This is a genomic window from Serpentinicella sp. ANB-PHB4 (genome assembly GCF_031432315.1).
Classification (GTDB): Bacteria; Bacillota; Clostridia; order Peptostreptococcales; family Natronincolaceae; genus Serpentinicella.
This window is the reverse complement of the sequence record NZ_JAVKGO010000007.1, coordinates 123,143-149,349: the sequence shown is the minus strand read 5'-3', so window position 1 is coordinate 149,349 and position 26,207 is coordinate 123,143. Positions and strand designations below refer to the sequence as shown.

Sequence of the window (26,207 nt, the reverse complement as noted above, 5' to 3'; positions counted from 1 at the left end):
GCCAGTGATAATTTCATTTTACTGCGAGGTTTCTTTCTTTGCAAAGTTCAAATTTAGTTAATTACAGGAATGCTCCTATATGGTTTTATAACCCGTATTTTATCCTTAATTAGAAACAGATTGAATATTTGCATTCATGAGCATGAGTACAAAACATTCAATCTGTATAGTAATCTTTTTATTATGTATTAAACCATTCCCAGTTTCACTGTGATCCCATTATTTAAAAACTTTGTTAGATCAATCACTTTGGACTTATCTATTTTATTTCCTTTGTCATCATACAGTACCTCGACCACCGGTCTAGTTGGCCAATTTTTATTGCATTCGATGACTATACCTCGTTCTCCTGATTCGAGTTCAACAATCGTTCCCTGTGGATATATAGAGACATGCTCCATAAACACTTTAACTAGTCTATAATCAAATTGATGATTTCCCATACTTCTTAAATATTCTAATCCTATATGAAGAGGCATTCCTTGTCTGTATACCCTATTAGAAGTAAGTGCATCATATACATCACATATGGCAACTATTCTTGCAAACTCGTGAATTTTTGTTCCAATTAACCCTTTCGGGTACCCTTTTCCATCAAAACGTTCGTGGTGATCACGAATAATCATCCTCGACTCTTCACTTATGCCTTCAATATCTTTAACCATTTCATACCCAAGCATCGCATGTTTTTTCATTAAGTCATATTCTTCAACCGTAAAAGCTCCTGGTTTATTTAATATTTCATCATCAATATCAGCTTTCCCTATATCATGTAATAACGCACCGATTCCTAAAGTTTCGAGGCTTTTCAAATCATATTTTAATGCAACACCCATTAACAAAGATAAAATACACACGTTTACTGAATGTGAAAATGTATGATCATCAACAGAACGAATATTGGTCAAATTAACTAATACACTCTTATCATCAACTAATCCATCAATTAGATTGTTTACAATATCTTTGAGTTTATCAACATTTATGTTTTTAGTTGTTTCTATATTTTCCATTGACTGCCTAAGTAAGGTAACTGCTTGATCTTTTGTATCTTCAAGGACAGCATCAATCACTTCTGCTGGTCCGTCAGTATCCCACTCTATAAATATGCTATCTACATTATGGTTATCTAATCTCTGTATAATATTTTCTTTTAGTTGTGCACCTTTTTCAATCAATAAATTTCCTTCTGCTGAGAAAATTGACTTTGATAGCTTCATCCCACACTTTATTGAAGACGTTTTTATTTTCACCATTTTATGCCCCCCTGCCATTCAGTCAAGGAATTTATAGCTTTACCCTATAGGTATAGACACTAATATATAATTATTTTAACATGGATCGACATATTATCCTACATATTTTTTAATTTATTTGCTAACTCGTCTAATTTTCTTAATCGATGATTTACGCCAGACTTACCTATTGACGGATTTAGCATCTGTCCTAATTCCTTTAAACTGGCATCATGATAATTTAATCTTTTTTGGGCTAACTCTCTTAGATTTTCAGGGATACCATTTAAACCCACCCTAGCGATAATATATTTAATATTTTCGATCTGTCTCATAGATGCATTGACAGTTTTGCTTAAATTTGCTGTTTCACAGTTAACAATCCGATTAACATCGTTACGCATTTGTTTATATATCCTTATATTTTCAAGTTCCAATAACGCTTGATGCGCTCCTACTATATTTAATAAGTCTACAATTTGATCGCCTTCTTTAAGATAAACTACTAAGTTACCTTTACGCTCCACAATTTTGGCACTAAGGTCAAACAGATTAATCAAATCCTTCAAATCTTCGCTATGTTCCTGGTTATTAGTAACAAATTCAAGGTGGTATGTTTTCTCAGGATCACTAATAGAGCCTCCACTCATAAAGGCACCTCTTAGATACGCTCGCTTGCAACATCTCTTTTTTACTAACACTTCAGGAATTTCATAGGTTATATCAAAATTATCATTCTGATCCTGTAATATTCCAAGTTGTTTTAATATATCCCAACTGTTCATCTGATGCGTTATACCCATCAAATAGTAGTTGTTTTTATTAAGCTTTAGATTTTTTCTAATCATCACTTCTGTATTAATATCAAATAACAGTTTAAATAGTTTAAATACTTTTCTTGCAACAGATGGATTCTCTGTTGAAATGATAACATTAAATTTTTTAAGGCCGACTAGCTGAAGTGTTCCACTCATCCTAACAAACGCAGCCAGTTCTGCAATTTGACAACATTTACGCTCTGAAAAATTACGAGCTAACTCACTTTTTGTCTTTGATGAAAAAGACATTTCTCTCACACCTTTTTCAACTTATTTTTTCTTTTCGTAATACTATTGCACTATCAAACCAGTTTACGAGTCTTTCCGTATTTCTAATATGGCTTTTCTAATTATTTGTTTTTCATCTTCATATTTTGCATGATCTACTGCACGATCCATATGAATAAATTTAGCTTCTATAAAGCCTTCTTCTTTCAAAGGTATACAATCCATTGTTTTTGATTGCATCATATACCAATGAACTGTTTTATTTACGATATCATTATCTTTCCAGCAGTTTTTATATGTATAATGAATATCACCTAAATATTTTAAAACTTTTACTTTTACACTTGCCTCTTCGTAAACCTCTCTTATGGCTGCTTCCTTAAAGGATTCCTCTAATTCTACTTTCCCCTTTGGTAAAACCCAGTCACCATTGTATTTTTTAAGCAGTAATATGGCATTACCGAAAACTACCACGCCTCCTGCACTTACCTCTTGTCTCACTCAGCTCACTCCCTTTAAGTAAAACAAAATCAAATTGTTCAACCCTTTATCTTTTTGTAGTATATATTAAATTATCTCATATTAAAATATTTATTTCAATCTTTAGAATTTTGCATGTGTTAATGTAACTTAATCTACGTTTAATTTAATTATATACTTTAACATTTGAATTCTACTGGATAATTATGCTATTCACTGACAAAAAAAGTGATATGTCATTTTCTGACATATCACTTTCGTTTGATTTATTTTTACAAAAACAAATCCAATATTGTTTTTGAAAGCTTCACAGCATCATGTCTTATATACTGATTTTTAACCTCAACGAAATCATCTTCTAAAAGCATAATGTTATAATCTTTTAGCTTTTTCTTATCATTGTCGGTAACTTTTACAAAAGAAGCCCCTTCATCATGATATTTGTCCTCGGTTTTTTCTGCAGCCTTACCTGTGTTTGCAATTACATAGTCAAAAGGTATTCCTGGACAATGCTTCCATATGGCATTTACATGGTCAATAATCGAATAGTTATCTGTTTCACCGGGCTGTGTCATTATATTTGGAATATATACAAGCTTTCCTCTTTTACTAGCCAAGGCTTCGCATATCCCTTCTACTAATAAATTTGGTAGAATACTTGTGTACAAACTCCCTGGCCCCATTATGACAATATCTGCATCTTTTATTGCACTAATTGCCTCTTTTAATGCACTCGCATCTTTTGGTTCAATATATACACTTTCTATGGGACTATTTTCCGTTATACTTGTTGTAGGGATTTTAGATTCTCCTTGTATGATCATACCATTTTCTAGTTTACCAAAAAGGGTCAAATTTTCTAAAGTGACTGGATAGACATTGCCTGATACTGCAAAAACATCATTTATCTTTTTTATTGCTTCTTCAAAACTATCACTTGTTCCATCCATGGCAGCAATAAGTAAATTCCCGAAGCTTTGGCCTTTTAAAGACCCTTCCTGAAACCGATACTGTAAAAGTTTTTCCATAGTAGGTTCCATTTCAGCTAAAGCTAAAATACAACTTCGTATATCCCCTGGGGGTAACATGCCTAAATCCTCTCTTAATACACCGGAACCTCCACCATCATCAGCAACAGTAACAATAGCTGTAATATTCGTAGTGAAATGTTTTAATCCTCTTAATAAAACAGATGAACCTGTTCCTCCACCTATAGTAACAATCTTAGGACCTTTTGAAAGGATTCGTTTATCATAGACTTGTTTATTTACATTTTTTTTATCCAATGGTTTTGTTAGTGATCCAAGAAAGCTAATATTTTTCAATAAAGAATTAAGTCCAAATTTTAATGAAAAATAAATAATTCCAAGTCCCAAAATTAGAATGCCTATTGCCATTTGGCTTTCTAAAGGAATATTTAATAGCATAATGTAATAACTAGCTGCATATGCTACTAAAATGATTCCTAGTAATCCTAGAAGTACCCACCTTTTCAGTTGTAGCCCAGGTTTTAACCAGTCTATTAATCTCATTATTATTTTTTCCTTTCTCCAGACATGATTAAATCACGATGGGTTAGAACAACACGGTGTTTTTTTTCTTTTAGCCAATGATAAAGAACATGGGCAATTGTAACCGACCTGTGCTTTCCACCGGTACAGCCAATAGATATAACTAATTGATTTTTTCCTTCTTTTATGTACTGAGGAATTAGAAAATCTATCATATCTATAAGCTTTTTGGAAAATTCAACACTAATAGGTGATTCCATAACATAATCTCGGATTACTTTATCGTTACCAGTCATTTCTTTTAGCTCTTCGATATAAAATGGATTTGGTAAAAACCTGACATCAAAAACTAAATCTGAATCAGTAGGCATCCCGTGCTTAAACCCGAAGGATGATATTGATATAATAAGATTATTCATTTCATTTCCTTCTAAAAAAATATTTCGTAGCTCTTCTTTTAGAAGTCCAGGTGTCAGTTTCGTAGTATCAATTATATTTGTTGCACGCTTTTTAAGCTCATGAAGTTGATCTCGTTCTTTTTTTATACCTGATTTTAAACCTTCTGTTCCACCAATTGGATGGCTTCTTCTTGTTTCTTTAAATCTTTTTAAAAGAATTTCATCCGATGCATCTAAAAATAATATTTCATACTTTAATCCTTGTTGTTCTAGCTCATTTAAGGATTCAAAAAGATCGTTGAAAAATAGTCCACCTCTTATATCAATGACTAGTGCAACCTTTTCAATACCCCTTTGTGTTTGATTACACAACTCTGCAAACTTTGGTATCAAAATAGGTGGTAGATTATCAATACAGTAAAATCCGAAATCCTCCATACAATTAATGGCTTGACTTTTCCCTGCACCTGACATTCCTGTTACAATAACAAACCTCATATAATCCAACTCCTCTTATGTATTAAAATTTATTTTCAATACACTAAACCTTATATTACGCTTCACCAATCATTTTAACTTCTGTTTCTAGTAAAACTCCAAAGTTCTTTTTCACTGTATTTTGAATATGTTTGATCAAATTTGTTACATCCTCTGCGGTAGCTCCACCCTTATTAACAATAAACCCAGCATGTAGCTCTGAAACTTGTGCCCCACCAATTTGATAGCCTTTCAAATTAGAGTCTTCGATAAGTTTACCAGCATAAAAACCCGGTGGCCTTTTAAAAACACTTCCTGCACTAGGTAAATTTAATGGTTGTTTTGTTGTTCTTTTTTCTGTTAATTCATTAATTTTTGATTTAATTTCTTCGTATGTTCCAACTTGCAAGTCAAGGGTTACTTCTAAAACTATATAGTTGTTCTTTTGTATGGTACTTGTTCTATACCCTAAATCTAACTGTTCTTTGCTTAATTCTATCATTTCACCTTTTTGAGTCACAGCTTTACATGACCACACAACATCTTTCATTTCACCACCGTAGGCTCCTGCGTTCATTGTTACTGCACCACCCAAAGACCCAGGAATACCGTCAGCAAACTCAAATCCTGTTAAATTGTTCTTTAATATTCTCTTCGATAGTCTGGAAAGTAATATACCTGCCTCAGCAGTTACTTTCGTTCCATCAAAAGTAACTTGATTTAAATTGTCACCAATTTTTAACACAACCGTTCTCATACCTTTATCACTTACTAATAGATTTGATCCATTACCTAAAATAAATACGGATACATCATTCTGGTTGCATATTTTTATAACTGCTTGAACTTCATCAATGGTTTGTGGTATTAGAAAAATATCTGCTGGACCACCTATTTTGAAGGATGTATGATTTTTCATTGGTTCATCTATAAGTACATTATCTTTATTCATAATCTTAATAAACTCATTGTATAAGTGCGCTTTATTCATTTTTTCACTCCTATTTAATAATTGATACTATTTATTATTCCCAGTTTATTCAATAACTTGCAATAGAGCTATGTTTGATAGTAAGCTGATTGACAAGGTTTAAAGAAGATGTTCTAAAACTGAGTTATTACACATCAAGTATATCCTTTTTAAAAAAACAGGTCAATGAAAGCTTTATTTAGTTTTTGAGTATTTGCTTTATCTCAGTATAAGCATCATTAACTACTTGTTCTGCATTTTTTTTCTCTAGGATCCCTTTTTTTATTTCTTCTTGAATGATGGTATCTATTTCTTTCCATCTTGGATGGGGATTAATAATTTTTATATTATCTAACTGCGCTTGTATATTACTCATATAAATTTGATTTTCATATATGTTGTCAATATCGTTTTTAACTGGAAATGCACCTAGACGATGTAATTCCTCTTGATGTGAATCATCAGTTAAAAATTTAATAAACTCTAGACACATCTTTAATTTCTCTGGGTCTTCCTGCTGTGTAATGGCATATGCTCCTATGCCACTAGTCATAATTACTGGTGTAGATCCGTTACCTATAGGAAAATTAGCTGTTCTATACTCAAAACCTTCTCCTTGGTTATTTAATTGTTCTAATGCATTTACTCCCCATAATCCTACAGGGTACACTGCTACATCTTGCTTTTTTAAAAATCGTGTCCAGGCTGCGGCCGCATTGTCTTCACCAAATGATTCCGGAGTGATCCCATGGGCATGTTTTAAGTCTATAACCTTCTGGACGCCACTTATTGCTTCTTTTCCTGTAAAAACATAATTTTGATTTTCATCAAAAATGTCTGCTCCATCACTTAATAGGATTCCCCACATATTATAGTATCCCGGCTCTATAAAACTATGAAAACCAAAATGATCAATTTTATCTCCGCCTCTACTATCATAAGTTAACTGTCTTGATGTTGCAATAAACTCATCATAGGTCCAATTTCCATCCTCTGGTGGTTTCACGCCTCTTTCTCTAAATAGTTCCATATTAATCATCATTGTATAAGTTGTTACCATCCAGGGCAGTGCTAAAACTTCATTTTCAACTGTTAAAGCATTTATAATGCGCTCATTAAATCTTTTTAATTCATTTGTAGGAAGATGTTCGTTTAAAGGCACAAAGTTTCCTTTCGTTAATATGTTTGTATCAATTCCAATAGGAACAATATCCGGTGCCTCACCATTTTTAATTGATTCTTCAATAAACTCACTTCCATTCTCTGATGCTATAGGATTGAAATCAATAAATACACCGGGGTTTTTCCTTTCAAATTGTTTAATTTTTTCATTAATCCATCCAAAATTTGTTCCTTTTTTACTATCAAAGTTGGGTAGATCCCAAAATGAGATTATACCTGTCCATGTAGGCTTAGTTGTTGTATTAAAATTTAATGGTTGAGGTTGATAAAACATAAAATAAAATGGCCCCATCACAACAAATATTGCTAAAACAAAACTAAGTATAGCTACTCTAGGTCTGTGCTTTCTTGACGGCATACATATCCCCCCTAATAATTCATATTCTAAGGTCCAGTGCAATATGTATGCAGACTCTCTATATACAAAAAAAGAGACTATATGCAGTCTCTTTTTGTTGTGTGTAATTACTTATTAACTTTTAGTAATAGCCTTAAATGGACATGCTCCTACACAAACGCCACACTTTACACATTTATCCTGATCTATTACGTATAATTCTTTTCCTTTTACACCATCAATACAGTCAACTGGGCATTTCACCGCACAAATGCCACATTTTTTACATAATTCTGGTATTACTTTATATTGTAATAATGATTGACATACTCCTGCAGGACAACGTTTTTCCGTTACATGCGCCTCATACTCATCTCTAAAGTATTGTAGTGTTGATAATACAGGATTTGGTGCTGTTTGTCCTAAACCACAGAGAGATGCAGACTTTATCGTTTTTGCCAAGCTTTCTAGTTTATCTATATCTTCTAACGTTCCTTTTCCTTCTGTGATCTTATCGAGAAGCTCAAACATTCTTTGTGTACCTTCTCTACATGGTGTACATTTTCCACAGGATTCTTCTACAGTAAAATCTAAAAAGAATCTTGCTATGTCAACCATACAGTTATCTTCATCCATAACAATCATACCTCCAGACCCCATCATAGAGCCTAGTTCAATTAAATTGTCATAGTCGATTGGTGTATCTATATACTTTTCTGGTATACAGCCTCCAGATGGGCCCCCTGTTTGGACAGCTTTAAAAGCTTTACCATTAGGAATTCCACCACCAACTTCATAAATTACTTCTCTTAGCGTAGTACCCATAGGCACTTCTAGTAATCCGGTATTAACAATTTTACCACCAAGGGCAAATACCTTCGTCCCTTTAGATTTTTCAGTTCCAATACCTGCAAACCACTCTGCACCCTTTAATAGTATTTGTGGTACATTTGCATAGGTTTCTACATTATTTAATAAAGTAGGTTTGTTCCATACCCCTTTTTGTGCTGGGAACGGAGGTCTTGGTCTAGGCATACCTCTTTTTCCTTCAATAGAGTTAATCAGTGCCGTTTCTTCTCCACAAACGAAAGCTCCCGCTCCAAGTCTTATTTCTAAGTCAAAGTTAAAGCCTGTGCCAAAAATATTTTCTCCTAGTAGTCCTGCTTCTCTCGCTTGATCTAAGGCTATTTGCAACCTCTTAACCGCTATTGGATATTCTGCTCTAATATAAACATACCCTTGGTTAGCCCCTACTGCATAAGCAGCTAATGCCATAGATTCAATAATTGCATGAGGATCTCCTTCTAATATTGATCGATCCATAAAAGCCCCAGGGTCTCCCTCGTCGGCATTACAGGCAACATACTTTTCATCCCCTTCAGCCTTTGCTGTAAATTCCCACTTAAGTCCAGCTGAGAATCCACCGCCTCCACGGCCTCTTAAACCTGATTCTTTTATAACATCAATAACTTCTTCGGGCGTCATTTCTGTTAATGCTTTAGCTAATGCTTGATATCCATCTAAAGCTATATACTCTTCAATTACTTCAGGATTAATCACACCACAATTTCTAAGGGCTATTCGCATTTGTTTTTTATAGAATTCAACTTCATTAACTGACTTTATTTTGTCTTCATCTACTGACTCTTTAAAGAGAAGGTCTTTAACAATCCTTCCTTTTAGTAAATGTTCTTCAGTAATTTTTGGTACATCTTCTACTTTTATTTGACTATAGAACGTTCCTTCTGGATATACAATTACAATCGGTCCTGCTTCACATAAACCAAAGCATCCTGTTTGCAGTGCTTTCACTTCTTTTTCTAGGTCATTTTTCTTAATTTCTTCGTTAAATTTGTCTAGTATTTGGTTTGCACTTGAAGAAATACATCCTGTACCGCCACAGACAAGAACGTGTGATCTAAAAAGTTCCATCTTTTTTCCCCCTTGTATCTCATAGGATTTTTGTAGTCCCTTGATTTAGCCTTGTATCATAAATTCATTTATTTCATTTCCGTTCACTATATGCTCTAGAATTACTTGCTTTGCTTTCTCCGGCGTCATTTTAATATAAGTTACTTTTTCATTACCTTCTTTATACACTTCGATCATTGGCTCCATATTACAGGCACCAATACACCCGGTTTGTGTAACGACAACATTGTCTAAATTCCTTTTTTTAACCTCTTCAATCAGTGCCATCATAACAGGTCTTGCCCCTGATGCAATGCCACAAGTAGCCATTCCTACAACAATACGAGTGCCTTTGTTTTCTTTTCTTAAGTTTATTTTGTCTAATGCTTCTTTACGGATTTTTTCTAAATCAGCAATTGATTTCATTTAGAAACCCCCTCGATACATTAATATTTTTTTATAATATCTGCTACATCTTCAACCTTTAATTTTCCATATACATCTTCATTCACTGTAATAAGCGGTGCAAGTCCACAAGCCCCAATACATCTAGTAGCCTCAATCGTATATTTACCATCTTCAGATGTTTCACCAGCTTTTGTATTTGTTAGTTCCGAAACCTTGTCCAAAATTGGCTGAGCACCTTTCACGTAACAGGCTGTACCCATACAAACCCCAATTACATAGTCCCCTTTTGGTACTAGTGAAAATTGAGAGTAAAATGTTGCTACCCCATAAATTTCACTTAATGAAATTTGTAATTCTTCAGAAACTTTCTTCTGTACTTCTAATGATAAACACCCAAAAATACGTTGTGCTTCATGTAACACTGGCATTAATGCACCTTTTTGACCTTTATGGCGATCAATTACCTTTTGCAATGCTTCAAAGTTTTCTTTCGTTAAGATATCCTTAGCCATAATTCCCCTCCCTATTCTTATTTACTCATAAAGAGAAATGTTGCGACTTTGTTTAATTTTTAACATTTAACAACGTCACAATAATAAATTTCATTTTTTTCAATACAATTATAACATAAAGAACCTTATATATGTTAAATTTTTAACTAAATTGTGTTTAAAATTATAAGTCGTAATTTTTAGAATTTTATAATTATTATTTATTAAAAATAATCTTATAATAAATATCCTTTTGAAAAGATATATTATTTATTAAAGAATTCATATATACTTTTTGCATTAACTGATGTAATTCCCTCAACTTCTGTTAACTCTTCCACCGATGCAATTTTCATTTTATCTAGACTTTTAAAATGCTTCATTAATGCTTGTCTGCGTTTCTCACCAATACCAGGTATCTCCTCTAAAATTGAGTTCAGGGTTTTATCTTTTCTTAAGCTTCTGTGATAATTTATTGCAAATCGATGCGCCTCGTCCTGCATTTTAGCAATAAAACGAAGTAAAGGTGATGCCTTATCAAGGACAAATTCTTCCCCTTTATATATCAACCCTCTTGTTCGATGTTTATCGTCTTTTACCATACCACAGATCGGGATGTCTATGTTTAATTGATCTAAAACCTTTTGTGCACTGCTTACTTGCCCAGCCCCTCCATCGATCATAATTACATCAGGAAAAATTGCAAACTTTCCTTCATTTATTGTCATTGTTTTATCAATTATATCTTTTGTTTCTTTAAGTCCTCTAGTAAATCTTCGATTAATTACTTCCTCCATACTTGCATAATCGTTTGCCCCTTGTACTGTTTTTATTTTAAATCGTCTATAATGTTTTCTTGCTGCTTTTCCTTCCTCAAATACAACCATAGAGCCAACTGACTCTACTCCTTGTATATTGGATATATCAAAAGCCTCTATTCTCATAGGAGGCGCATCTAATTCTAATACATGTTGCAGTTGTCTTAAAACTGTATCCCTTTGATCTTTTTCTTTTTTGTTTGCTTCTTCTACTTGCACCATTGTTACTTGAGCATTTTTTGTCGCCATCTCAACTAAAGATTTTTTCTCACCTTTTTGAGGTGCTTTTAATTTAACACGATTGCCTCTTTTTTGCGTTAACCATTCTTCTAGGATATTTTGATCCTCTACTTTTTCTTGAATTAGAATTTCTTTCGGTATAAAAGCAACTTCACTATAAAATTGTTTAAGGAAAGATGATATTATTTCTCCAGTGCTCTCCTTACTAGTTTCTAGCATAAAATGTTCCCGTTGAAGAAGCTTGCCCTGTCTAATAAAAAATACTTGTGCACAACTTCTTTCCGTGTCTTCTCCTTTATAAATGCCAATGACATCTTGATCAATCTGTTCTGTTGATAAAACCTTTTGTTTTTCTACAATATTTTGTAATGCCATAAATTGATCTCTATAAACAGCAGCATTTTCAAAGTCCATTTCCTTTGCTGCTTCCTTCATTTTACTTTCAATTTTCCTGATCAATTCATCCTGTTTCCCACTTAAAAAAAGTATAATTTCATCTATCATCTGCCTGTAGCTTTGTACATCGACATTTCCTGTACAAGGTCCAACACATTTCTTTATATGATAATATAAACAAGGCCGTTCTTTTTTTTCAATAGACTGTCTTATATTACGTCTACATGTTCTTATAGGAAAAAGTTTATGTATGACCTCTAAAGTTTCTTTTAACGCACCTCCATTTGTATAAGGCCCAAAGTATTTTGCTTTATCCTTAACAAATTGTCTTGTTTTAAATACACGAGGAAACTCTTCATTTACTGTGATTTTTATATAAGGATAACTTTTATCATCTCTTAATAGCACATTGTACTTCGGTCTATTTTTTTTAATCAGATTACACTCGAGTATTAATGCTTCAAGCTCTGAATCAGTTACTATATATTCAAAAGAAACAATGTGAGATACCATTGCTTGTACTTTAGTCGTTTGATTTTTTAATGACTGAAAATATTGACGGACTCTATTTTTTAAAGAAATTGCTTTTCCAACATATATAATCGTCTCTTCTTTATCCTTCATCAAGTATACCCCGGGTTTATCTGGGAGTAATGCTAATTGTTCTTTTATATCAAACAAATGATCACCTCTGTTTTCGTACTGAATTATCAAATCTTTAATCAAAATAGAAACTTTATCTTAGTTTAACATATTACAAAATGTATATCCTTTATTTTTATTTATACAATAACAAAGCCAGTCTTAATCAGACTGGCCTTAGCATTTATTCATTACTTTTTTTGTTATTATATATTTATCTTGTTCTGGCCCTAGAATAAATAATCGATTTCCGTCAGCTTTAAGAATTTTGCCTTCAAACTGATATTCTACTTTGTCTCCAACAATTATACAAAGGGCACTTTTAACAGCGTTTTGAGCATAAATTCCTTGTATGATAATTTCTATCATTTTTCCCTCTATATGAACTATTACTCCTCTAGTTTTAACATCCTCAAACATATCAGACCTTATATTTATTTTAACCTCTTGACCGATACACAAAATCGAATTATTCATAAGATCACCTCTGTAGTTAGATCTTATAATACTTCATAACAATTTTATATAGGCACTTTTTCTTATTTTTCAAGGTGTTTTTTTAGATACTTTCCAGTGTATGATGCATTATTCTTTGCCACTTCTTCAGGTGTACCTGCAGTAACAATTTTTCCTCCACCTGTACCTCCTTCTGGGCCTAAGTCAATAATGTAATCAGCTGTTTTAATAACGTCTAAATTATGTTCTATTACTAAGATTGAGTTGCCGCCCTCTACGAGCCTTTGCAATACACTTATTAGCCTATCAATATCTGCAATGTGTAATCCGGTTGTAGGTTCATCTAAAATATATAAAGTTTTACCAGTGCTTCTTTTACATAATTCTGTAGCGAGTTTAATTCTTTGGGCTTCTCCACCAGATAGTTGCGTAGAAGGTTGTCCTAGGCGAATATAACCTAAACCAACGTCATGAAGTGTTTGTAACTTTCTTTGTATTTTGGGTATGTTTTCAAAGAACTTCAGCGCTTCTTCTACATTCATGTGAAGCACATCTGAAATGGTTTGTCCTTTATACTTAACTTCAAGGGTTTCTCTATTATACCTTTTTCCCTTACAAACCTCACAAGGTACATATACATCTGGCAAGAAATGCATTTCAATTTTTATAATTCCGTCACCTTTACATGCTTCACAACGACCACCTTTTACGTTAAAACTAAAACGTCCTTTTTGATATCCACGCATCTTTGCATTCGTTGTTTGGGCATATACATCTCTAATATCATCAAATACACCGGTATAAGTTGCAGGATTAGAACGTGGCGTTCTTCCGATAGGTGACTGGTCTATATTAATTACTTTATCTATATTGTCTAACCCTTTTATTTCTTTATGCTTACCTGGTTTACTTTTAGCACCATGTAATTCCTGGGATACTTTTTTATAAAGAATCTCATTGATTAATGTACTTTTTCCAGAACCTGATACCCCTGTTATACAAGTAAATACACCTAAAGGTAACTTTACATTTACATTTTGTAAGTTATTTTCCTTTGCACCTTTTATTTCAATATAATTATTTTTTGGCTTCCTTCTTTCCTTTGGTACTTTTATCTCTTTTTTTCCGCTTAAATACTGACCAGTAATAGAGTTTTCACAGTTTATAATATCTTTTACAGTACCTTGAGCGACAATCTCTCCACCATGTACTCCGGCCCCAGGACCTACATCTACAATATGATCTGCTTCAAACATCGTATCCTCATCATGCTCAACAACTATTACGGTATTTCCAATATCCGTTAGATGTCTTAATGTTTTTAGTAATCGATCATTATCTCGTTGGTGTAGTCCAATACTCGGTTCATCTAATATATATAAAACTCCCACAAGACTGGAGCCTATTTGCGTGGCTAGACGGATCCTTTGGGCTTCTCCACCTGATAAAGTCCCTGCATTTCTTGAAAGGGTTAAATAATCTAAACCTACATCTTTTAAAAAGCTAAGTCTTCCCTTTATTTCTTTTACAATCTGCTCTGCTATAAACTTTTTACGATCATCAAGATGAATCTGATCAATGTAGTCATAAGCTTCTTTAATTGACATTTCTGACACGTGATAAATATTTTTATCCCCTATGGTAACAGCTAAGGCTTCATCCTTTAATCTTGCACCACTACAGCTGCTACACGGGCTTTCACTCATATATTCCTCAATTTTTTCCCGCATATAATCAGAGTTTGTTTCCATATAGCGTCTTTCTAAATTAGGTATAACGCCTTCGTATGGAGAGGAATACAATCTTGTGCCTCCAAACTTTGATTCATACTCAAAGTCTACACTCTTATCTCCTGCTCCATATAGTAAGTCATTTAGTAGTTCTTCAGAAAAATTCTTAATTGGCGTATCCACATCTTGACCATATTGCTTCACTAAACTCTCCAACATTTTATAATAATATGTCCCTTCATTACTACCACTTGATCCACTCCACGGAGCTACTGCTCCTTGTCTGATTGTTAAATTTCTATTTGGTATTACAAGACTTTCATCAACAATTTTTTTGTGACCAATACCATTACAGACACCACACGCACCAAAAGGGCTATTAAATGAAAACATCCTCGGAGCCATCTCCTCTACTCCTACTCCGTGTTCTGGACAAGCAAACTTTGTAGAGAATAGTAGTTCTTCACCGTCTATTACATCTATAGCTACTAATCCTTCTGTTAATTTTAATACGGTTTCTACTGAATCTGCTAATCTTTGTGTGATACCATCCTTTATTACAATACGGTCTACAACAACATCAATATAATGTTTTTTGTTTTTTGAAAGCTTTATTTCATCACTTATATCTAATACTTCCCCATCAACTCTAACTCGTACAAATCCAGATTTTTTTATCTCTTCTAAAATCTTTTGGTGTTCTCCTTTTTTACCTCGCACAACTGGTGCTAAAATTTGAATTTTAGTCCTTTCTCCAATTGCTATTATTTTATCTACAATTTGTTCTACAGTCATTTGACTAATTTCAATCCCACAAACTGGACAATGGGGCGTTCCAACCCTTGCAAATAGCAATCTTAAATAATCATATATTTCCGTTACTGTTCCTACGGTTGATCTTGGGTTTTTACTTGTTGTTTTTTGATCAATAGATATTGCAGGGGATAATCCTTCTATATATTCAACATCTGGTTTTTCCATTTGACCTAAAAATTGTCTTGCATAAGCTGATAGACTTTCGATATAACGCCTTTGCCCCTCAGCATATATTGTGTCAAAGGCAAGAGATGACTTTCCAGATCCCGACAATCCAGTTAGGACTACTAGCTGGTCTCTAGGAATCTCTAGATCTACATTTTTTAAATTGTGTTCTTTTGCCCCTTTAATAATAATTTTATCCTTTGCCACGCCTTAACCTCCTAGTTGTCACTTATCTTTAAATTTTAATTCTTTTATCTTATCTCTCAATTCCGCGGCTCTTTCAAATTGTAAATTTTCTGCCGCTTGTTGCATTTCAATTTCTAGCTTCTTAATTATTTCAGCTAGTTCTTCTTTTGTATAAGCTTTTTTCTCTGTATTTATTCCGTACTTTTCTTGATCCTCAGCAACCTTAGTTGCTTCTATTACATTTCTAATCTTCTTCTTAATTGATGTTGGTGTAATATTATGTTTTTTATTGTATGCTTCTTGTATTTCTCTTCTTCTTTTTGTTTCTTCTATGGCACGTTCCATTGAACCTGTTATCCGGTCTGCATACATGATAACAGTCCCTTCAGCGTTTCGAGCTGCCCGTCCGATTGTTTGAATCATGGAGGTTTCAGAGCGTAAAAACCCTTCTTTATCTGCATCTAAAATTGCCACAAGAGAAACCTCCGGCAAGTCCAAACCTTCTCTGAGTAGATTTATACCCACTAATACATCATATACTCCCAGTCTTAGATCCCTAATAATTTCCATGCGTTCCATGGTATCTATATCTGAGTGTAGATATGTTACTTTAACATCAATCTCTTTTAAATAATTTGTTAAGTCCTCTGACATCCTCTTGGTTAAAGTTGTTACAAGGACTCTTTCTTTCTTACTAATTCTTTTGTTTATTTCACTAACTAGATCATCAATTTGTCCATCAATTGGCCTAACGTCAATGATGGGGTCTAATAAACCTGTAGGTCGAATGATCTGCTCCACAACTTTTTGGCTATTTTCTATTTCATATGATCCTGGCGTTGCAGATACATATAAAATTTGATTAATCATCCCCTCAAATTCTTCGAAATTCATTGGTCTATTATCATAGGCTGAGGGTAGCCTGAATCCATAATCCACCAAAGAACCTTTTCTTGATCTATCTCCTGCAAACATGGCCCTCACTTGGGGGATGGTTACATGGGATTCATCGATAACAACTAAGTAGTCATCTGGGAAATAATCCATCAATGTATATGGCTTAGTTCCTGGTGCTCTACCAGTTATATGTCTAGAGTAGTTTTCTATCCCTTGACAAAAACCTACTTCTCTAAGCATTTCTATATCATACATCGTACGTTGTTGGATTCTTTGGGCTTCTATAAGTTTTCCTTCGTCAGTAAATTCTTTAACTCTTTGCTCTAATTCTGCTTCTATTTTTTTAATTGCCACCTCTATTTTATCTGCTCCAGTTGCATAGTGAGATGCAGGAAATATAGATACATGATTTCTTAGTCCTATAATCTCTCCTGTTAATGCATTCACCTCTGTTATACGGTCAATTTCATCTCCGAAAAACTCTACTCTGATTACATTCTCTGTAGATGAAGCAGGGAATATTTCTACAATATCACCGCGAACTCTAAAGGTACCTCTAATAAAGTTTATATCGTTTCTTTCGTACTGAATATCAACTAATTGACGTAAAACTTGATCCCGATCTTTTTCCATACCTGTCCTTAAGGATACCACAAGCTTTTTATACTCAGTCGGGTCCCCTAATCCATATATACAAGAGACACTGGCTACAATAATGACATCTCTTCGTTCAAATAAAGCGGATGTAGCAGAGTGTCTTAGTTTATCAATTTCATCATTTATAGAAGAGTCCTTTTCAATATAGGTGTCACTGTGTACAACATATGCCTCTGGTTGATAATAATCATAATAACTTACAAAATACTCAACAGCATTATCAGGAAAAAATTCTTTAAACTCAGAACATAATTGCGCCGCCAATGTTTTATTGTGGGCAATCACTAAAGTTGGTTTTTGAACTTTCTCTATAATATTTGCAACACTGAAAGTTTTTCCTGAGCCTGTCACGCCTAATAGTGTCTGATGTTTTAAATTTGCTTCTAAACCAGTGCTAAGTTCTTCAATCGCTCTAGGTTGGTGTCCAGTAGGTTTATACTCTGAATTTATTTTAAACTTGTTATCTAACATATCATTCCCTCTCTTTATAACGATCAGCTATATATATTGTTTATACTTTAAAACTACCCTAATTTATAATTATTATTGATTTTTTTATTAACTAAGAGAACTATTTTTTAAATTTATAGAACAAACGTTCTTTAACATTATATAATTGCTAATCTTTACTGTCAATTTTCACATTTTAAAGGACGCAAAGTATTCTAGCTTTGCGTCCCCCAAAATTAATTATTTATTTTTCTTAATAATACATCTACTGCTTTATTAAGTTGATTATCTTGCTCTGAATCTATTTCTGTGGCATCTTCAAGTTCCGTCGGAAGTTCTAGTACAATATCCGGTTCAATACCAGTGCCATGAATGTTTTCACCATTAGGAGTAAAATACTCGGAAACCGTATATTTAAACCCACTACCATCACCTAAAGGTTTTACTTCTTGTACCAGTCCCTTACCATAAGTTGTTGTACCTATAATTGTGCCTCGATCTGTATCTCTGACAGCACCGGCTAATATTTCAGACGCACTGGCACTTCCTTCATTTACTAAAATAGCCAGTGGCTTATCAAAATGTTTTTTACCGGAGTGTTCTTCTTTTCTTCTCCCTTGTCGGTCTTCTGTATAAACGATAACTTGTTCTCCAAGAATTAAATCTGCTATCTCAATACATTGGCTTAGTAACCCACCAGGATTATTTCTTAGATCTAAAACAAGGCCTTGTATATCTTGACTTTCAAGTTCACTTAGCTGATTTTTAAAGTCCTGTGCTGTTTTTTCATCAAACATTGTAATCCTAATGTATCCCACCTGGCCGTCTAATATTTCTGACCGAACGGTCTGTAGTCTAATTTCTTCTCTTGTTATAACAACGTCAAAAGAGTTATTTGGTTCTCTAAAAATACTTAATGCTACATCTGTTCCAGGCTCTCCAGTCATCATATCTACCGCATTATCTAATCTTTCTCCAGATATGGGTTGCCCATCCACAGCAGTAATTTTATCTCCAGTGGTTATACCTGCTCTTTCTCCTGGTGTATCTTCAATTGGTGAGACAACTGTAACCATTCCATCATCACCGGTTGTAACGATAACACCTATCCCACCATAAGTCCCTTGCGTCCTGGTCCACATTTCTTCATAGGCTTCCTGATCCATATATACAGTATACGGGTCTCCAATCCCATCAAACATACCCGAAATTGCACCTTCTATTAAGAGTTCTTCATCGATTTCCTGATAATAATTAGTCATTAAATAATCTTTTAGTGTAAACATCTTGTTGTATGTTTGATTAATTTCTCTAAAACGCTCGTAGTCAGCACGAGTGATTACCACTTTTTCTCCCATTCTAATATGAATTAAGTTTCCAAAAGTCATATGTAATACTGAAGTAATGATAATAATGATTATTGCACCTACAAAAGCTTTCTTTTTACTTATCATATTACTCTCCCTTCCACCCAAGCTACACTTCTACTCTAATTCTATTATATCAGTCTTTATATTATACATTAAATGACTTTATGATGTATTGTTACATTATAGCAGAAGGTGGTGTATCTTTAAATAATCTTTTATTAAAGAAGGTCCATATTCTATTCTTAACTATTACTTTTAAAATCAAACATTTTATAATTTAGAGACAGATAAAAAACAATCATTTAACTTTAAAACAGCTAGAGACAATAGTGTTAATGTCTCTAGCTGCTTTACTTTTTTAATAGTTATTATGGTTTATCGTCTAATATATGGAAGGGGATCCACAAATCTACCGTTTTCCCTTACCTCAAAATGTAAATGAGGGCCTGTTGAATCTCCTGTACTTCCTGCTAAGGCAATAGACTGACCTCGACTAACTTGTTGTCCTGGTGAAACAAGTAGTCTTGAATTATGTGCATATAAAGTCATTATTCCACCACCATGATCAATAATCACAGTGTTACCATATCCACCCATAAAGTGAGAAGAAACAACTGTTCCTTGAGCAGCTGCAACAATATTCGCTCCTGTTGGTGTTGCTATATCCACCCCAGTGTGAAGTCTTGGTATTCTTAAAATAGGATGAATTCGATTCCCAAATGGAGAAGTAACTCTTGTGTGTCCTGGAGCTGGCCATTGCATAACGCCACCAACATAATCCCCACTAGACTGTAGTCTTCTTAGTTCATCTTCTAATTTTCTTGCTTCTCTTTCAATGTTATCAAGTTGTCTAGCTAATGTAGCTTTATCTGCCTCTAATTGCTGTGATAAACGTCGTTGTTGCCCCCTAGATACTTCTAAGGCATCTCTTTTTTGCTCAACACCATTTCTCATAACAACTAATTGACTTCTTTTATTTTCTAGCTCAACTTTTTTATCTTCAATTAGGGCTTTTTGCTCTTCTAACTCTTTCAAAAGATCCACATCGTGCTGCACAATCCGTTGAACCATATCTAAGTTCGTTAATAACTCGGAAAAGCTACTTGAGCTAAAAATAACTTCTATATACGCTATTGGTCCATTTCGATACATGGCATTTATTCTATTTCCTAATAGTCCATTTTTACTATCAATTTCTTCTTCTGCTGCTGTTAATTCTTTAATTGTCTCTTGAACCTGTCTTTCTGTGGTTGTTATTTCCCTCTGAATTTGAGCAATCTCATCTTGTATTTTTAAAATTTCTTGTTCTAGCTCCTGTAATTTGGTAGCTGCATCTCGTTGCTGACGATTTTTTTGCTGAATTTCACTATTTATGTTTTCTTGTCTTGTGCTAAGCTCTTCAAGCTGGTTGTTAATTTGGTCTGTACCATTAGCAAATACAGTAATACTAGAAATAGCTATAGTTGCAATTAATACTGGTGTAATAAACCTTTTTTTCATATGTTCGCGCCCCCTTTGTTACTACACTTTAAGATGTTTTCTTAGTGAAATAATACTTCCTAAAATACCTACGCCACAGCCAATGATAAGGAAAATGATTGTTACGTTCGTCATCATATCCTGGGTCGTTACCATATAACCACTGAATAACACATACAGCCTTGTTGTAATAATATCAAATACAGATTGATACGCAAAGTAAACTACCCCACTTGCAATCAATGCCCCAATAAAGCCTAATAGCATTCCTTCTATAACAAATGGCCATCTAATAAACCAATTTGTTGCTCCTACATATTTCATAATTGTTATTTCTTGTCTTCGTGCATTTAAGGTAATCTTAATTGTATTTGAAATAATAAACATAGCAATTAAAATTAAAATCATTATTAAAGCAAAACCTATCGTTCTAACAAATCCTGCTATTCTTAATAGATTGTCTATTATATCTTGATAATACTTTATTTCATCAATACCATCAAGCTTTCTTAACTCGTCTACAACCGAGTCAGCTGTTTCAATGTTTTCAACGTGAACAATATATGAATCAGGTAATGGATTATCCTCTAGTGTATCTAGTAAATATCCTTGGTCTCCCCATTGTTCCTTAAGATTATCCAGTGCTTCTTCTTTTGTTTCAAACTCTACATAACTAACACCATCTATTGCGCCTATTTCTTTTCCGATATCAGTTATTTCTTCATGGGCTATATCTTCTTCTAAATACAATTGTACTGTATCAAATTGACTTTGTAGCATATAAGCAATCCCATTTATATTAAGTACTAATGTGATAATTAAACCTAAAATCATAAGGGTTGCCGATACAGTTGTAATGGATGCTAAGCTCATTCCTCGGTTACGCCATATTCCTGTTAATCCCTGCTTGATCATATACGGAAAGGTTTTAATTTTCATACTCATAACCTCCCCTTTGTTCATCTCTTACAATTCGTCCTTTTTCTAAAGCAATAACCCGTTGTTCCATTTCGTTAACAATGTCCTTTGCATGAGTTGCCATTATAATTGTCGTTCCTCTTCGGCTAATACTTTTAAGCACCTTCATAATTTCCCATGCCGTTTCTGGATCTAAGTTACCAGTAGGTTCATCGGCAATTAATACAGATGGGTTGTTAACGATAGCTCTTGCAATTGAAACTCTCTGTCTTTCTCCACCAGATAATTCATGGGGATATTTACGTGCTTTGTCACTTAGTCCTACCATACTTAACACCATAGGAACTTGTCTACGTATTTCCTTAGAAGATGCTTCGATAATTTCCATAGCAAAAGCTACATTTTCATATACAGTTTTATTAGGAAGCAGTCTAAAATCTTGAAATATAACGCTAATACTTCTTCTATAAAACGGTACTTTTCTTCTAGATATTTTGGTTGTATCTTTACCTTCGACTATAATATTTCCATTAGTAGGTTCCTCTTCTTTTAATAACAATTTAATAAAAGTTGATTTACCTGCACCACTTGGCCCTACTAGAAAAATAAACTCCCCTTTTTCTACCTTTAAGTTTATATCGGTTAGAGCCTGTACATCTTTATTGTATGTTTTAGTTACATTTTGAAATTGGATCAATTTTTATCAACTCCTACTTTCTAATACATTATTTCGACACAAACTCTTCGTTTCCTTCAAAAAAAATAATAAAATAATAGGATTATATGCCTATTTTTATCAAGAAATATATATCCAGTGTCATCTTATTTAATTATACCAATTGAAGAAGCATTTTTCTAATTGTATTCATTTCCATTATTCTGATACAATAGCTATATACGACTAGCTAATATTAGTAAAGGAGTGATATTTTGAAACAGGACTTAAGACAAATGATGATGAAAAAAAGAGATACAATAACTGAAGATGAATTAATAGAAAAGAGTAAAAACATTTTCGAAACCCTGGTTAACAATGATTTATTCAAGGGTGCAAAAAATATAATGCTCTATGTCTCCTTTAAAAGTGAGGTGTTAACCACACCCATTATTGAATATTTATTAGAAAGAAATATAAATGTTTATATTCCGGTTACAGTGCCTAAGAATAGATCCCTTATTGTTTCTAAATTGAATAATATAGAAGAAGATTTAGAATTAAGTACTTTTGGGGTATTGGAACCCAAAAAAGATACATTAAGACCAATAGATCCTGAAATACTCGATTTAATCCTAGTTCCCGGTCTTGTTTTTGATAAGAGAGGTTACCGCATTGGATATGGCGCAGGTTACTACGATCGCTTTTTAGCCAGCCTAAAAAAGGATACACCAACTATTTCTTTAGCTTTTGATTTGCAACTTATTGATCATGTACCGAACAATACATATGATGTCCCAGTTAAGTACATAATTACAGAGAAAAGACAAGTTAATTGTACAAACCACTAAGGAGTGATATTTTGAATACAAATTTAACAAAATTGCTTAAAATTAAATATCCTATTTTACAAGGGGCTATGGCTTGGGTTTCTGAAAGTCAATTAGCAAGTGCTGTTTCAAATGCAGGTGGTGCAGGCATTATTGCAGCTGGAGGTAGAGAAGCTAAATGGTTAAGAGAGGAAATACGCAAAACTAAAAATTTAACTGATAAACCTTTTGGGGTTAATATTGTTATTATGGCAGAAAACAAAGAAGAAACTCTGGATGTTGTATGCGAAGAAAAAGTTAGCTTTGTCACATTAGGAGCCGGTAATCCAATCCCTCTATTTCCTAAGTTAAAGGAGGCAGGGATTAAAATTTTTCCTGTTGTTCCTAGTCTTAAACTTGCAAAAAGAGTTGAAGAACAAGGTGCAGATGGGGTTATCGTTGAAGGCATGGAAGCTGGTGGCCATATAGGGAATCTAACGACTATGGCTTTGATGACTAATGTTATTCCCGAACTTAATATCCCTGTTATTGTGGCTGGAGGTATTGCTGATGGTAGAGGTATTGCAGCAGCATTGACTATGGGAGCTGCCGGTGTACAAATTGGCTCTAGATTTTTATTAGCATCCGAATGTCAGTTACATGAGAACATTAAAAATAAAATCATTAATGCCCAAGATGTTGATAGTGTAATCACTGGATACACAACAGGTCATGGTGTACGGGGACTTAAAAATCAGTTCACTGAAAAATATCTAGAACTGGAATTTAGTGGTGCGCCATCAGAAAAACTTGATGAGCTTGCAATCGGGACAAACAAAAAAGCAGTTGTAGATGGGGATACAGAAAATGGATTCGTCATTGTTGGCCAAAGTTTAAATCCACTAACTAAAATTCAATCAAGCTCAGAGATTGTTAAGGAAATTATGATGGAAACAAAAAACACACTAGAAAATGCATCGAAAATATATTAAATAGCAAAAAAATAAGAAATTGGACTAGTCCAATTTCTTATTTTTTTATTTTAACTATTATGACCTGCTGCAATAAGAACATTTCTTTCATGAGCTGAATCAGGTTGTCCATCTACATGCCTAGTACTGTTTGAAAAATAGAGATCAAAATGCCCTTTAAAGTTATTGTTTTTTATAAACTCAATGTCGTGAGGCATAGAACTGGCTGATGCCGCTAGTCTTCTACCATCAACTTTAACAATAACTGGTCTTGTCTGCCAACTGTAATTACCACCCCAAACTGTTTTCATAATTGCAGCGTCATTTGCAGTTAGTGGTTCAGTATCAGCATGGTTAGCACCTATAGTCCTTTTTGCATACCACTCTTTACCGGTATAAAAATCTATAATTTTTATTTTCTTATTTATAGGTACAACGTATTGTGCTTCTGTCCACCAGTCTAATAGCTCGCCATATTCATGACCCAATGTTGGTTTTTCAGGAATGTAATATACAGGTATTTTTATCTCATCACCAATATGGATAACATGGTTTTCAGTAAACCCATTTACTTCGAGTAATTCATGAAACGGGATACCATGCTGAATAGAGATACTCCACATGTTATCACCACTAACCACCCTATGGTTTGTATATGTTTTCTGAGGTGTTAAAGGCGCTGTTTTATTGTTTTGTTCTCCAACTTTGCTTACATCCTTTGGGATAATTAAAGATTGCCCTGGGTATATATAATCAGAACTTCCTAATTCATTTACACTTAGTAATCTCTTGAACGCAACATTAAACTTCTTACTTATAGACCATGGATTATCTCCATCTTGGACAGTATAAGTATTTTCAGCTATTTGTTTTTCTTTATCCGGTATAATTAGTTGGTTTCCCGGATAGATTGGATCTTGAGATTTTATGTCGTTAGCTAATAATAACGCTTGTAAGGATACTTCATAATGATCGCTTATACGCCATAAACTATCTCCACTTTTAACTTTATGGATTATGTTTCTTGAAGGTATACTCACTATATCTCCAACATATAAAATGTTACCGTTTGCATACGAAGAATTGACACTAAAAATTTTATCTAGTGATATTTCATATTTTTGAGAAAGTCCCCACAAAGTATCTCCAGGTTCTACTACATGCTTAATTTGATTTGCATAAACTCCTGATATTGAAAATATAAACATGCTAGATGCTATTGTTGTTCCAATTACAATCTTTTTCACCTTCGAATTCATAAATTCCCCCCTTATTTTATTTGTTTGTGGTTTACATAAAGTTTATATTAAAGATTCTATAATTTAAAGTCTTTTCCTTTATGTAAAATATAGACTAACCGGTATTTTAAACTTATAAAGGATTTTTCTAGGTAAAAACATCATTTTTTTGGTTATTATATTTTTTTATGTAAACAATTATAATTTTTACATAAAAAAAGAAGTCCTAGTATTTAAGGACTTCTTACTTTTTGATATTCTACTCCATGAATTTAACTTCTAAATCAATTTTTTGAGGTAACTCCTTTAAATCAGTTTTTGCAACTACAAAAGGATAGCTAATTACTTGCGCTACCATATCATCAGGATTTGGATCTTTAAATTCTGCTTCAACAACAACTCTTTCCTCGTCATTATCTTTTGACACCTGTATGTTTTTTATGTTTACATCATAGCCCGCTGTTAATTTTTCACCTCTTGTAACAATAACGTAAACTTGATCTTCAATCTTTGCTGCTAATGCTCGTTCTAACATCTTATACCTAGGTAATATTTCTTGAACTTTTTCTGGCAATTCTGCCGTATCTAATACTTCATAGGCCACGCTATCTTCACCACCTGTAGTAAACTTAGGTACACATCGCACTAATGCGCCCACTACCAAAATCAGTACTAAAAAGGTTATAAATAATTTCCAGTTTATCTTAGGTACTGCTGGTAACTTTTTTTTCCTATTATAACTTTTCAATAACTCCCCCCCCTTTTCCAAAACGTCTCTATTATATTTATTCACATAAGCTAGATAATATTCAATAATACTAATATAAAAGCTTATAGAAAAGATATAAGGAGGGATATTTTATATGGT

The 26,207-nt window shown here is 33.5% G+C and carries 22 protein-coding genes; 2 read left to right on the top strand and 20 right to left on the bottom strand.

Annotated features, from left to right (window positions below; genetic code table 11):
- Window positions 1–188 precede the first annotated feature (188 nt).
- From RH915_RS07735 to ftsE, 18 genes are all read right to left on the bottom strand, one after another.
- Complete coding sequence (locus RH915_RS07735) at window positions 189–1,256, bottom strand: HD-GYP domain-containing protein (protein WP_310479078.1); 1,068 nt, start codon at window positions 1,254–1,256, stop codon at window positions 189–191.
- Between the two features lie 98 nt (window positions 1,257–1,354).
- The gene (gene whiA / locus RH915_RS07730) at window positions 1,355–2,302 is read right to left on the bottom strand and encodes a DNA-binding protein WhiA (protein WP_310479077.1); all 948 of its coding nucleotides are present in this window, start codon (window positions 2,300–2,302) and stop codon (window positions 1,355–1,357) included.
- Between the two features lie 63 nt (window positions 2,303–2,365).
- Complete coding sequence (locus RH915_RS07725) at window positions 2,366–2,782, bottom strand: NUDIX hydrolase (RefSeq protein ID WP_310479076.1); 417 nt, start codon at window positions 2,780–2,782, stop codon at window positions 2,366–2,368.
- 251 nt (window positions 2,783–3,033) lie between these two features.
- Window positions 3,034–4,293 carry a gluconeogenesis factor YvcK family protein gene (locus tag RH915_RS07720; protein ID WP_310479075.1) on the bottom strand — a complete coding sequence of 420 codons (1,260 nt, stop codon included), beginning with the start codon at window positions 4,291–4,293 and terminating at the stop codon, window positions 3,034–3,036.
- 2 nt (window positions 4,294–4,295) lie between these two features.
- Window positions 4,296–5,168: an RNase adapter RapZ gene (gene rapZ, locus RH915_RS07715; protein ID WP_310479074.1), complete on the bottom strand. Its 873-nt coding sequence runs from the start codon at window positions 5,166–5,168 to the stop codon at window positions 4,296–4,298.
- Between the two features lie 55 nt (window positions 5,169–5,223).
- Entirely contained in the window at window positions 5,224–6,138 is a 915-nt protein-coding gene (gene murB, locus RH915_RS07710; RefSeq protein ID WP_310479073.1) for a UDP-N-acetylmuramate dehydrogenase, read from the bottom strand.
- Between the two features lie 178 nt (window positions 6,139–6,316).
- The gene (locus RH915_RS07705; protein ID WP_310479072.1) at window positions 6,317–7,657 is read right to left on the bottom strand and encodes an ABC transporter substrate-binding protein; all 1,341 of its coding nucleotides are present in this window, start codon (window positions 7,655–7,657) and stop codon (window positions 6,317–6,319) included.
- A 114-nt stretch (window positions 7,658–7,771) separates the two neighbouring features.
- Window positions 7,772–9,568: an NADH-quinone oxidoreductase subunit NuoF gene (gene nuoF / locus RH915_RS07700; protein WP_310479071.1), complete on the bottom strand. Its 1,797-nt coding sequence runs from the start codon at window positions 9,566–9,568 to the stop codon at window positions 7,772–7,774.
- Window positions 9,569–9,613: 45 nt separating this feature from the next.
- Window positions 9,614–9,973 (bottom strand): (2Fe-2S) ferredoxin domain-containing protein, encoded by a 360-nt coding sequence (locus RH915_RS07695; RefSeq protein WP_310479070.1) that lies wholly within the window; start codon window positions 9,971–9,973, stop codon window positions 9,614–9,616.
- A 20-nt stretch (window positions 9,974–9,993) separates the two neighbouring features.
- Entirely contained in the window at window positions 9,994–10,467 is a 474-nt protein-coding gene (locus tag RH915_RS07690; RefSeq protein WP_310479069.1) for an NADH-quinone oxidoreductase subunit NuoE family protein, read from the bottom strand.
- 245 nt (window positions 10,468–10,712) lie between these two features.
- Window positions 10,713–12,581 (bottom strand): excinuclease ABC subunit UvrC, encoded by a 1,869-nt coding sequence (uvrC, locus tag RH915_RS07685; protein ID WP_310479068.1) that lies wholly within the window; start codon window positions 12,579–12,581, stop codon window positions 10,713–10,715.
- A gap of 138 nt (window positions 12,582–12,719) precedes the next feature.
- Window positions 12,720–13,019, bottom strand: a complete 300-nt coding sequence (locus RH915_RS07680) for a hypothetical protein (RefSeq protein WP_310479067.1) — start codon at window positions 13,017–13,019, stop codon at window positions 12,720–12,722.
- A 62-nt stretch (window positions 13,020–13,081) separates the two neighbouring features.
- Window positions 13,082–15,916: an excinuclease ABC subunit UvrA gene (gene uvrA / locus RH915_RS07675; RefSeq protein ID WP_310479065.1), complete on the bottom strand. Its 2,835-nt coding sequence runs from the start codon at window positions 15,914–15,916 to the stop codon at window positions 13,082–13,084.
- Window positions 15,917–15,934: 18 nt separating this feature from the next.
- Window positions 15,935–17,920: an excinuclease ABC subunit UvrB gene (uvrB, locus tag RH915_RS07670; protein WP_310479064.1), complete on the bottom strand. Its 1,986-nt coding sequence runs from the start codon at window positions 17,918–17,920 to the stop codon at window positions 15,935–15,937.
- Between the two features lie 215 nt (window positions 17,921–18,135).
- A complete protein-coding gene (locus tag RH915_RS07665; RefSeq protein WP_310479063.1) occupies window positions 18,136–19,353 on the bottom strand; it encodes a S41 family peptidase in 1,218 nt (405 codons plus the stop codon).
- A gap of 291 nt (window positions 19,354–19,644) precedes the next feature.
- Window positions 19,645–20,769, bottom strand: a complete 1,125-nt coding sequence (locus tag RH915_RS07660; protein ID WP_310479061.1) for a murein hydrolase activator EnvC family protein — start codon at window positions 20,767–20,769, stop codon at window positions 19,645–19,647.
- A 21-nt stretch (window positions 20,770–20,790) separates the two neighbouring features.
- On the bottom strand, window positions 20,791–21,687 hold the full coding sequence (ftsX, locus tag RH915_RS07655; RefSeq protein ID WP_310479060.1) for a permease-like cell division protein FtsX: 897 nt from the start codon (window positions 21,685–21,687) through the stop codon (window positions 20,791–20,793).
- Window positions 21,677–22,363, bottom strand: coding sequence for a cell division ATP-binding protein FtsE (ftsE, locus tag RH915_RS07650; protein ID WP_310479058.1), 687 nt, complete (start codon window positions 22,361–22,363; stop codon window positions 21,677–21,679). The genes ftsX and ftsE overlap by 11 nt, the downstream gene beginning before the upstream one ends.
- A gap of 233 nt (window positions 22,364–22,596) precedes the next feature.
- Between ftsE and RH915_RS07645 the strand changes: the two genes are divergently transcribed.
- Both RH915_RS07645 and RH915_RS07640 read left to right on the top strand, forming a co-directional pair.
- The gene (locus RH915_RS07645) at window positions 22,597–23,172 is read left to right on the top strand and encodes a 5-formyltetrahydrofolate cyclo-ligase (RefSeq protein WP_310479056.1); all 576 of its coding nucleotides are present in this window, start codon (window positions 22,597–22,599) and stop codon (window positions 23,170–23,172) included.
- An 11-nt stretch (window positions 23,173–23,183) separates the two neighbouring features.
- The gene (locus RH915_RS07640) at window positions 23,184–24,122 is read left to right on the top strand and encodes a nitronate monooxygenase (protein WP_310479055.1); all 939 of its coding nucleotides are present in this window, start codon (window positions 23,184–23,186) and stop codon (window positions 24,120–24,122) included.
- 50 nt (window positions 24,123–24,172) lie between these two features.
- On the opposite strand, the gene RH915_RS07635 is transcribed toward RH915_RS07640, so the two are convergent.
- Together RH915_RS07635 and RH915_RS07630 are read right to left on the bottom strand one after the other, a co-directional pair.
- Window positions 24,173–25,360: a LysM peptidoglycan-binding domain-containing protein gene (locus RH915_RS07635; protein ID WP_310479054.1), complete on the bottom strand. Its 1,188-nt coding sequence runs from the start codon at window positions 25,358–25,360 to the stop codon at window positions 24,173–24,175.
- 238 nt (window positions 25,361–25,598) lie between these two features.
- Window positions 25,599–26,087 (bottom strand): protease complex subunit PrcB family protein, encoded by a 489-nt coding sequence (locus RH915_RS07630; RefSeq protein WP_310479053.1) that lies wholly within the window; start codon window positions 26,085–26,087, stop codon window positions 25,599–25,601.
- Window positions 26,088–26,207: the final 120 nt, after the last annotated feature.

What these genes read in the sequence shown, in the direction of transcription:
- RH915_RS07635 (WP_310479054.1), bottom strand. Translation starts at nt 25,360, where the DNA reads ATGAATTCGAAGGTGAAAAAGATTGTAATTGGAACAACAATAGCATCT.
- RH915_RS07720 (WP_310479075.1), bottom strand. Translation starts at nt 4,293, where the DNA reads ATGAGATTAATAGACTGGTTAAAACCTGGGCTACAACTGAAAAGGTGG.
- ftsX (WP_310479060.1), bottom strand. Translation starts at nt 21,687, where the DNA reads ATGAAAATTAAAACCTTTCCGTATATGATCAAGCAGGGATTAACAGGA.
- RH915_RS07735 (WP_310479078.1), bottom strand. Translation starts at nt 1,256, where the DNA reads ATGGTGAAAATAAAAACGTCTTCAATAAAGTGTGGGATGAAGCTATCA.
- RH915_RS07690 (WP_310479069.1), bottom strand. Translation starts at nt 10,467, where the DNA reads ATGGCTAAGGATATCTTAACGAAAGAAAACTTTGAAGCATTGCAAAAG.
- RH915_RS07695 (WP_310479070.1), bottom strand. Translation starts at nt 9,973, where the DNA reads ATGAAATCAATTGCTGATTTAGAAAAAATCCGTAAAGAAGCATTAGAC.
- murB (WP_310479073.1), bottom strand. Translation starts at nt 6,138, where the DNA reads ATGAATAAAGCGCACTTATACAATGAGTTTATTAAGATTATGAATAAA.
- RH915_RS07660 (WP_310479061.1), bottom strand. Translation starts at nt 20,769, where the DNA reads ATGAAAAAAAGGTTTATTACACCAGTATTAATTGCAACTATAGCTATT.
- nuoF (WP_310479071.1), bottom strand. Translation starts at nt 9,568, where the DNA reads ATGGAACTTTTTAGATCACACGTTCTTGTCTGTGGCGGTACAGGATGT.
- RH915_RS07680 (WP_310479067.1), bottom strand. Translation starts at nt 13,019, where the DNA reads ATGAATAATTCGATTTTGTGTATCGGTCAAGAGGTTAAAATAAATATA.
- rapZ (WP_310479074.1), bottom strand. Translation starts at nt 5,168, where the DNA reads ATGAGGTTTGTTATTGTAACAGGAATGTCAGGTGCAGGGAAAAGTCAA.
- RH915_RS07665 (WP_310479063.1), bottom strand. Translation starts at nt 19,353, where the DNA reads ATGATAAGTAAAAAGAAAGCTTTTGTAGGTGCAATAATCATTATTATC.
- RH915_RS07705 (WP_310479072.1), bottom strand. Translation starts at nt 7,657, where the DNA reads ATGCCGTCAAGAAAGCACAGACCTAGAGTAGCTATACTTAGTTTTGTT.
- uvrB (WP_310479064.1), bottom strand. Translation starts at nt 17,920, where the DNA reads ATGTTAGATAACAAGTTTAAAATAAATTCAGAGTATAAACCTACTGGA.
- whiA (WP_310479077.1), bottom strand. Translation starts at nt 2,302, where the DNA reads ATGTCTTTTTCATCAAAGACAAAAAGTGAGTTAGCTCGTAATTTTTCA.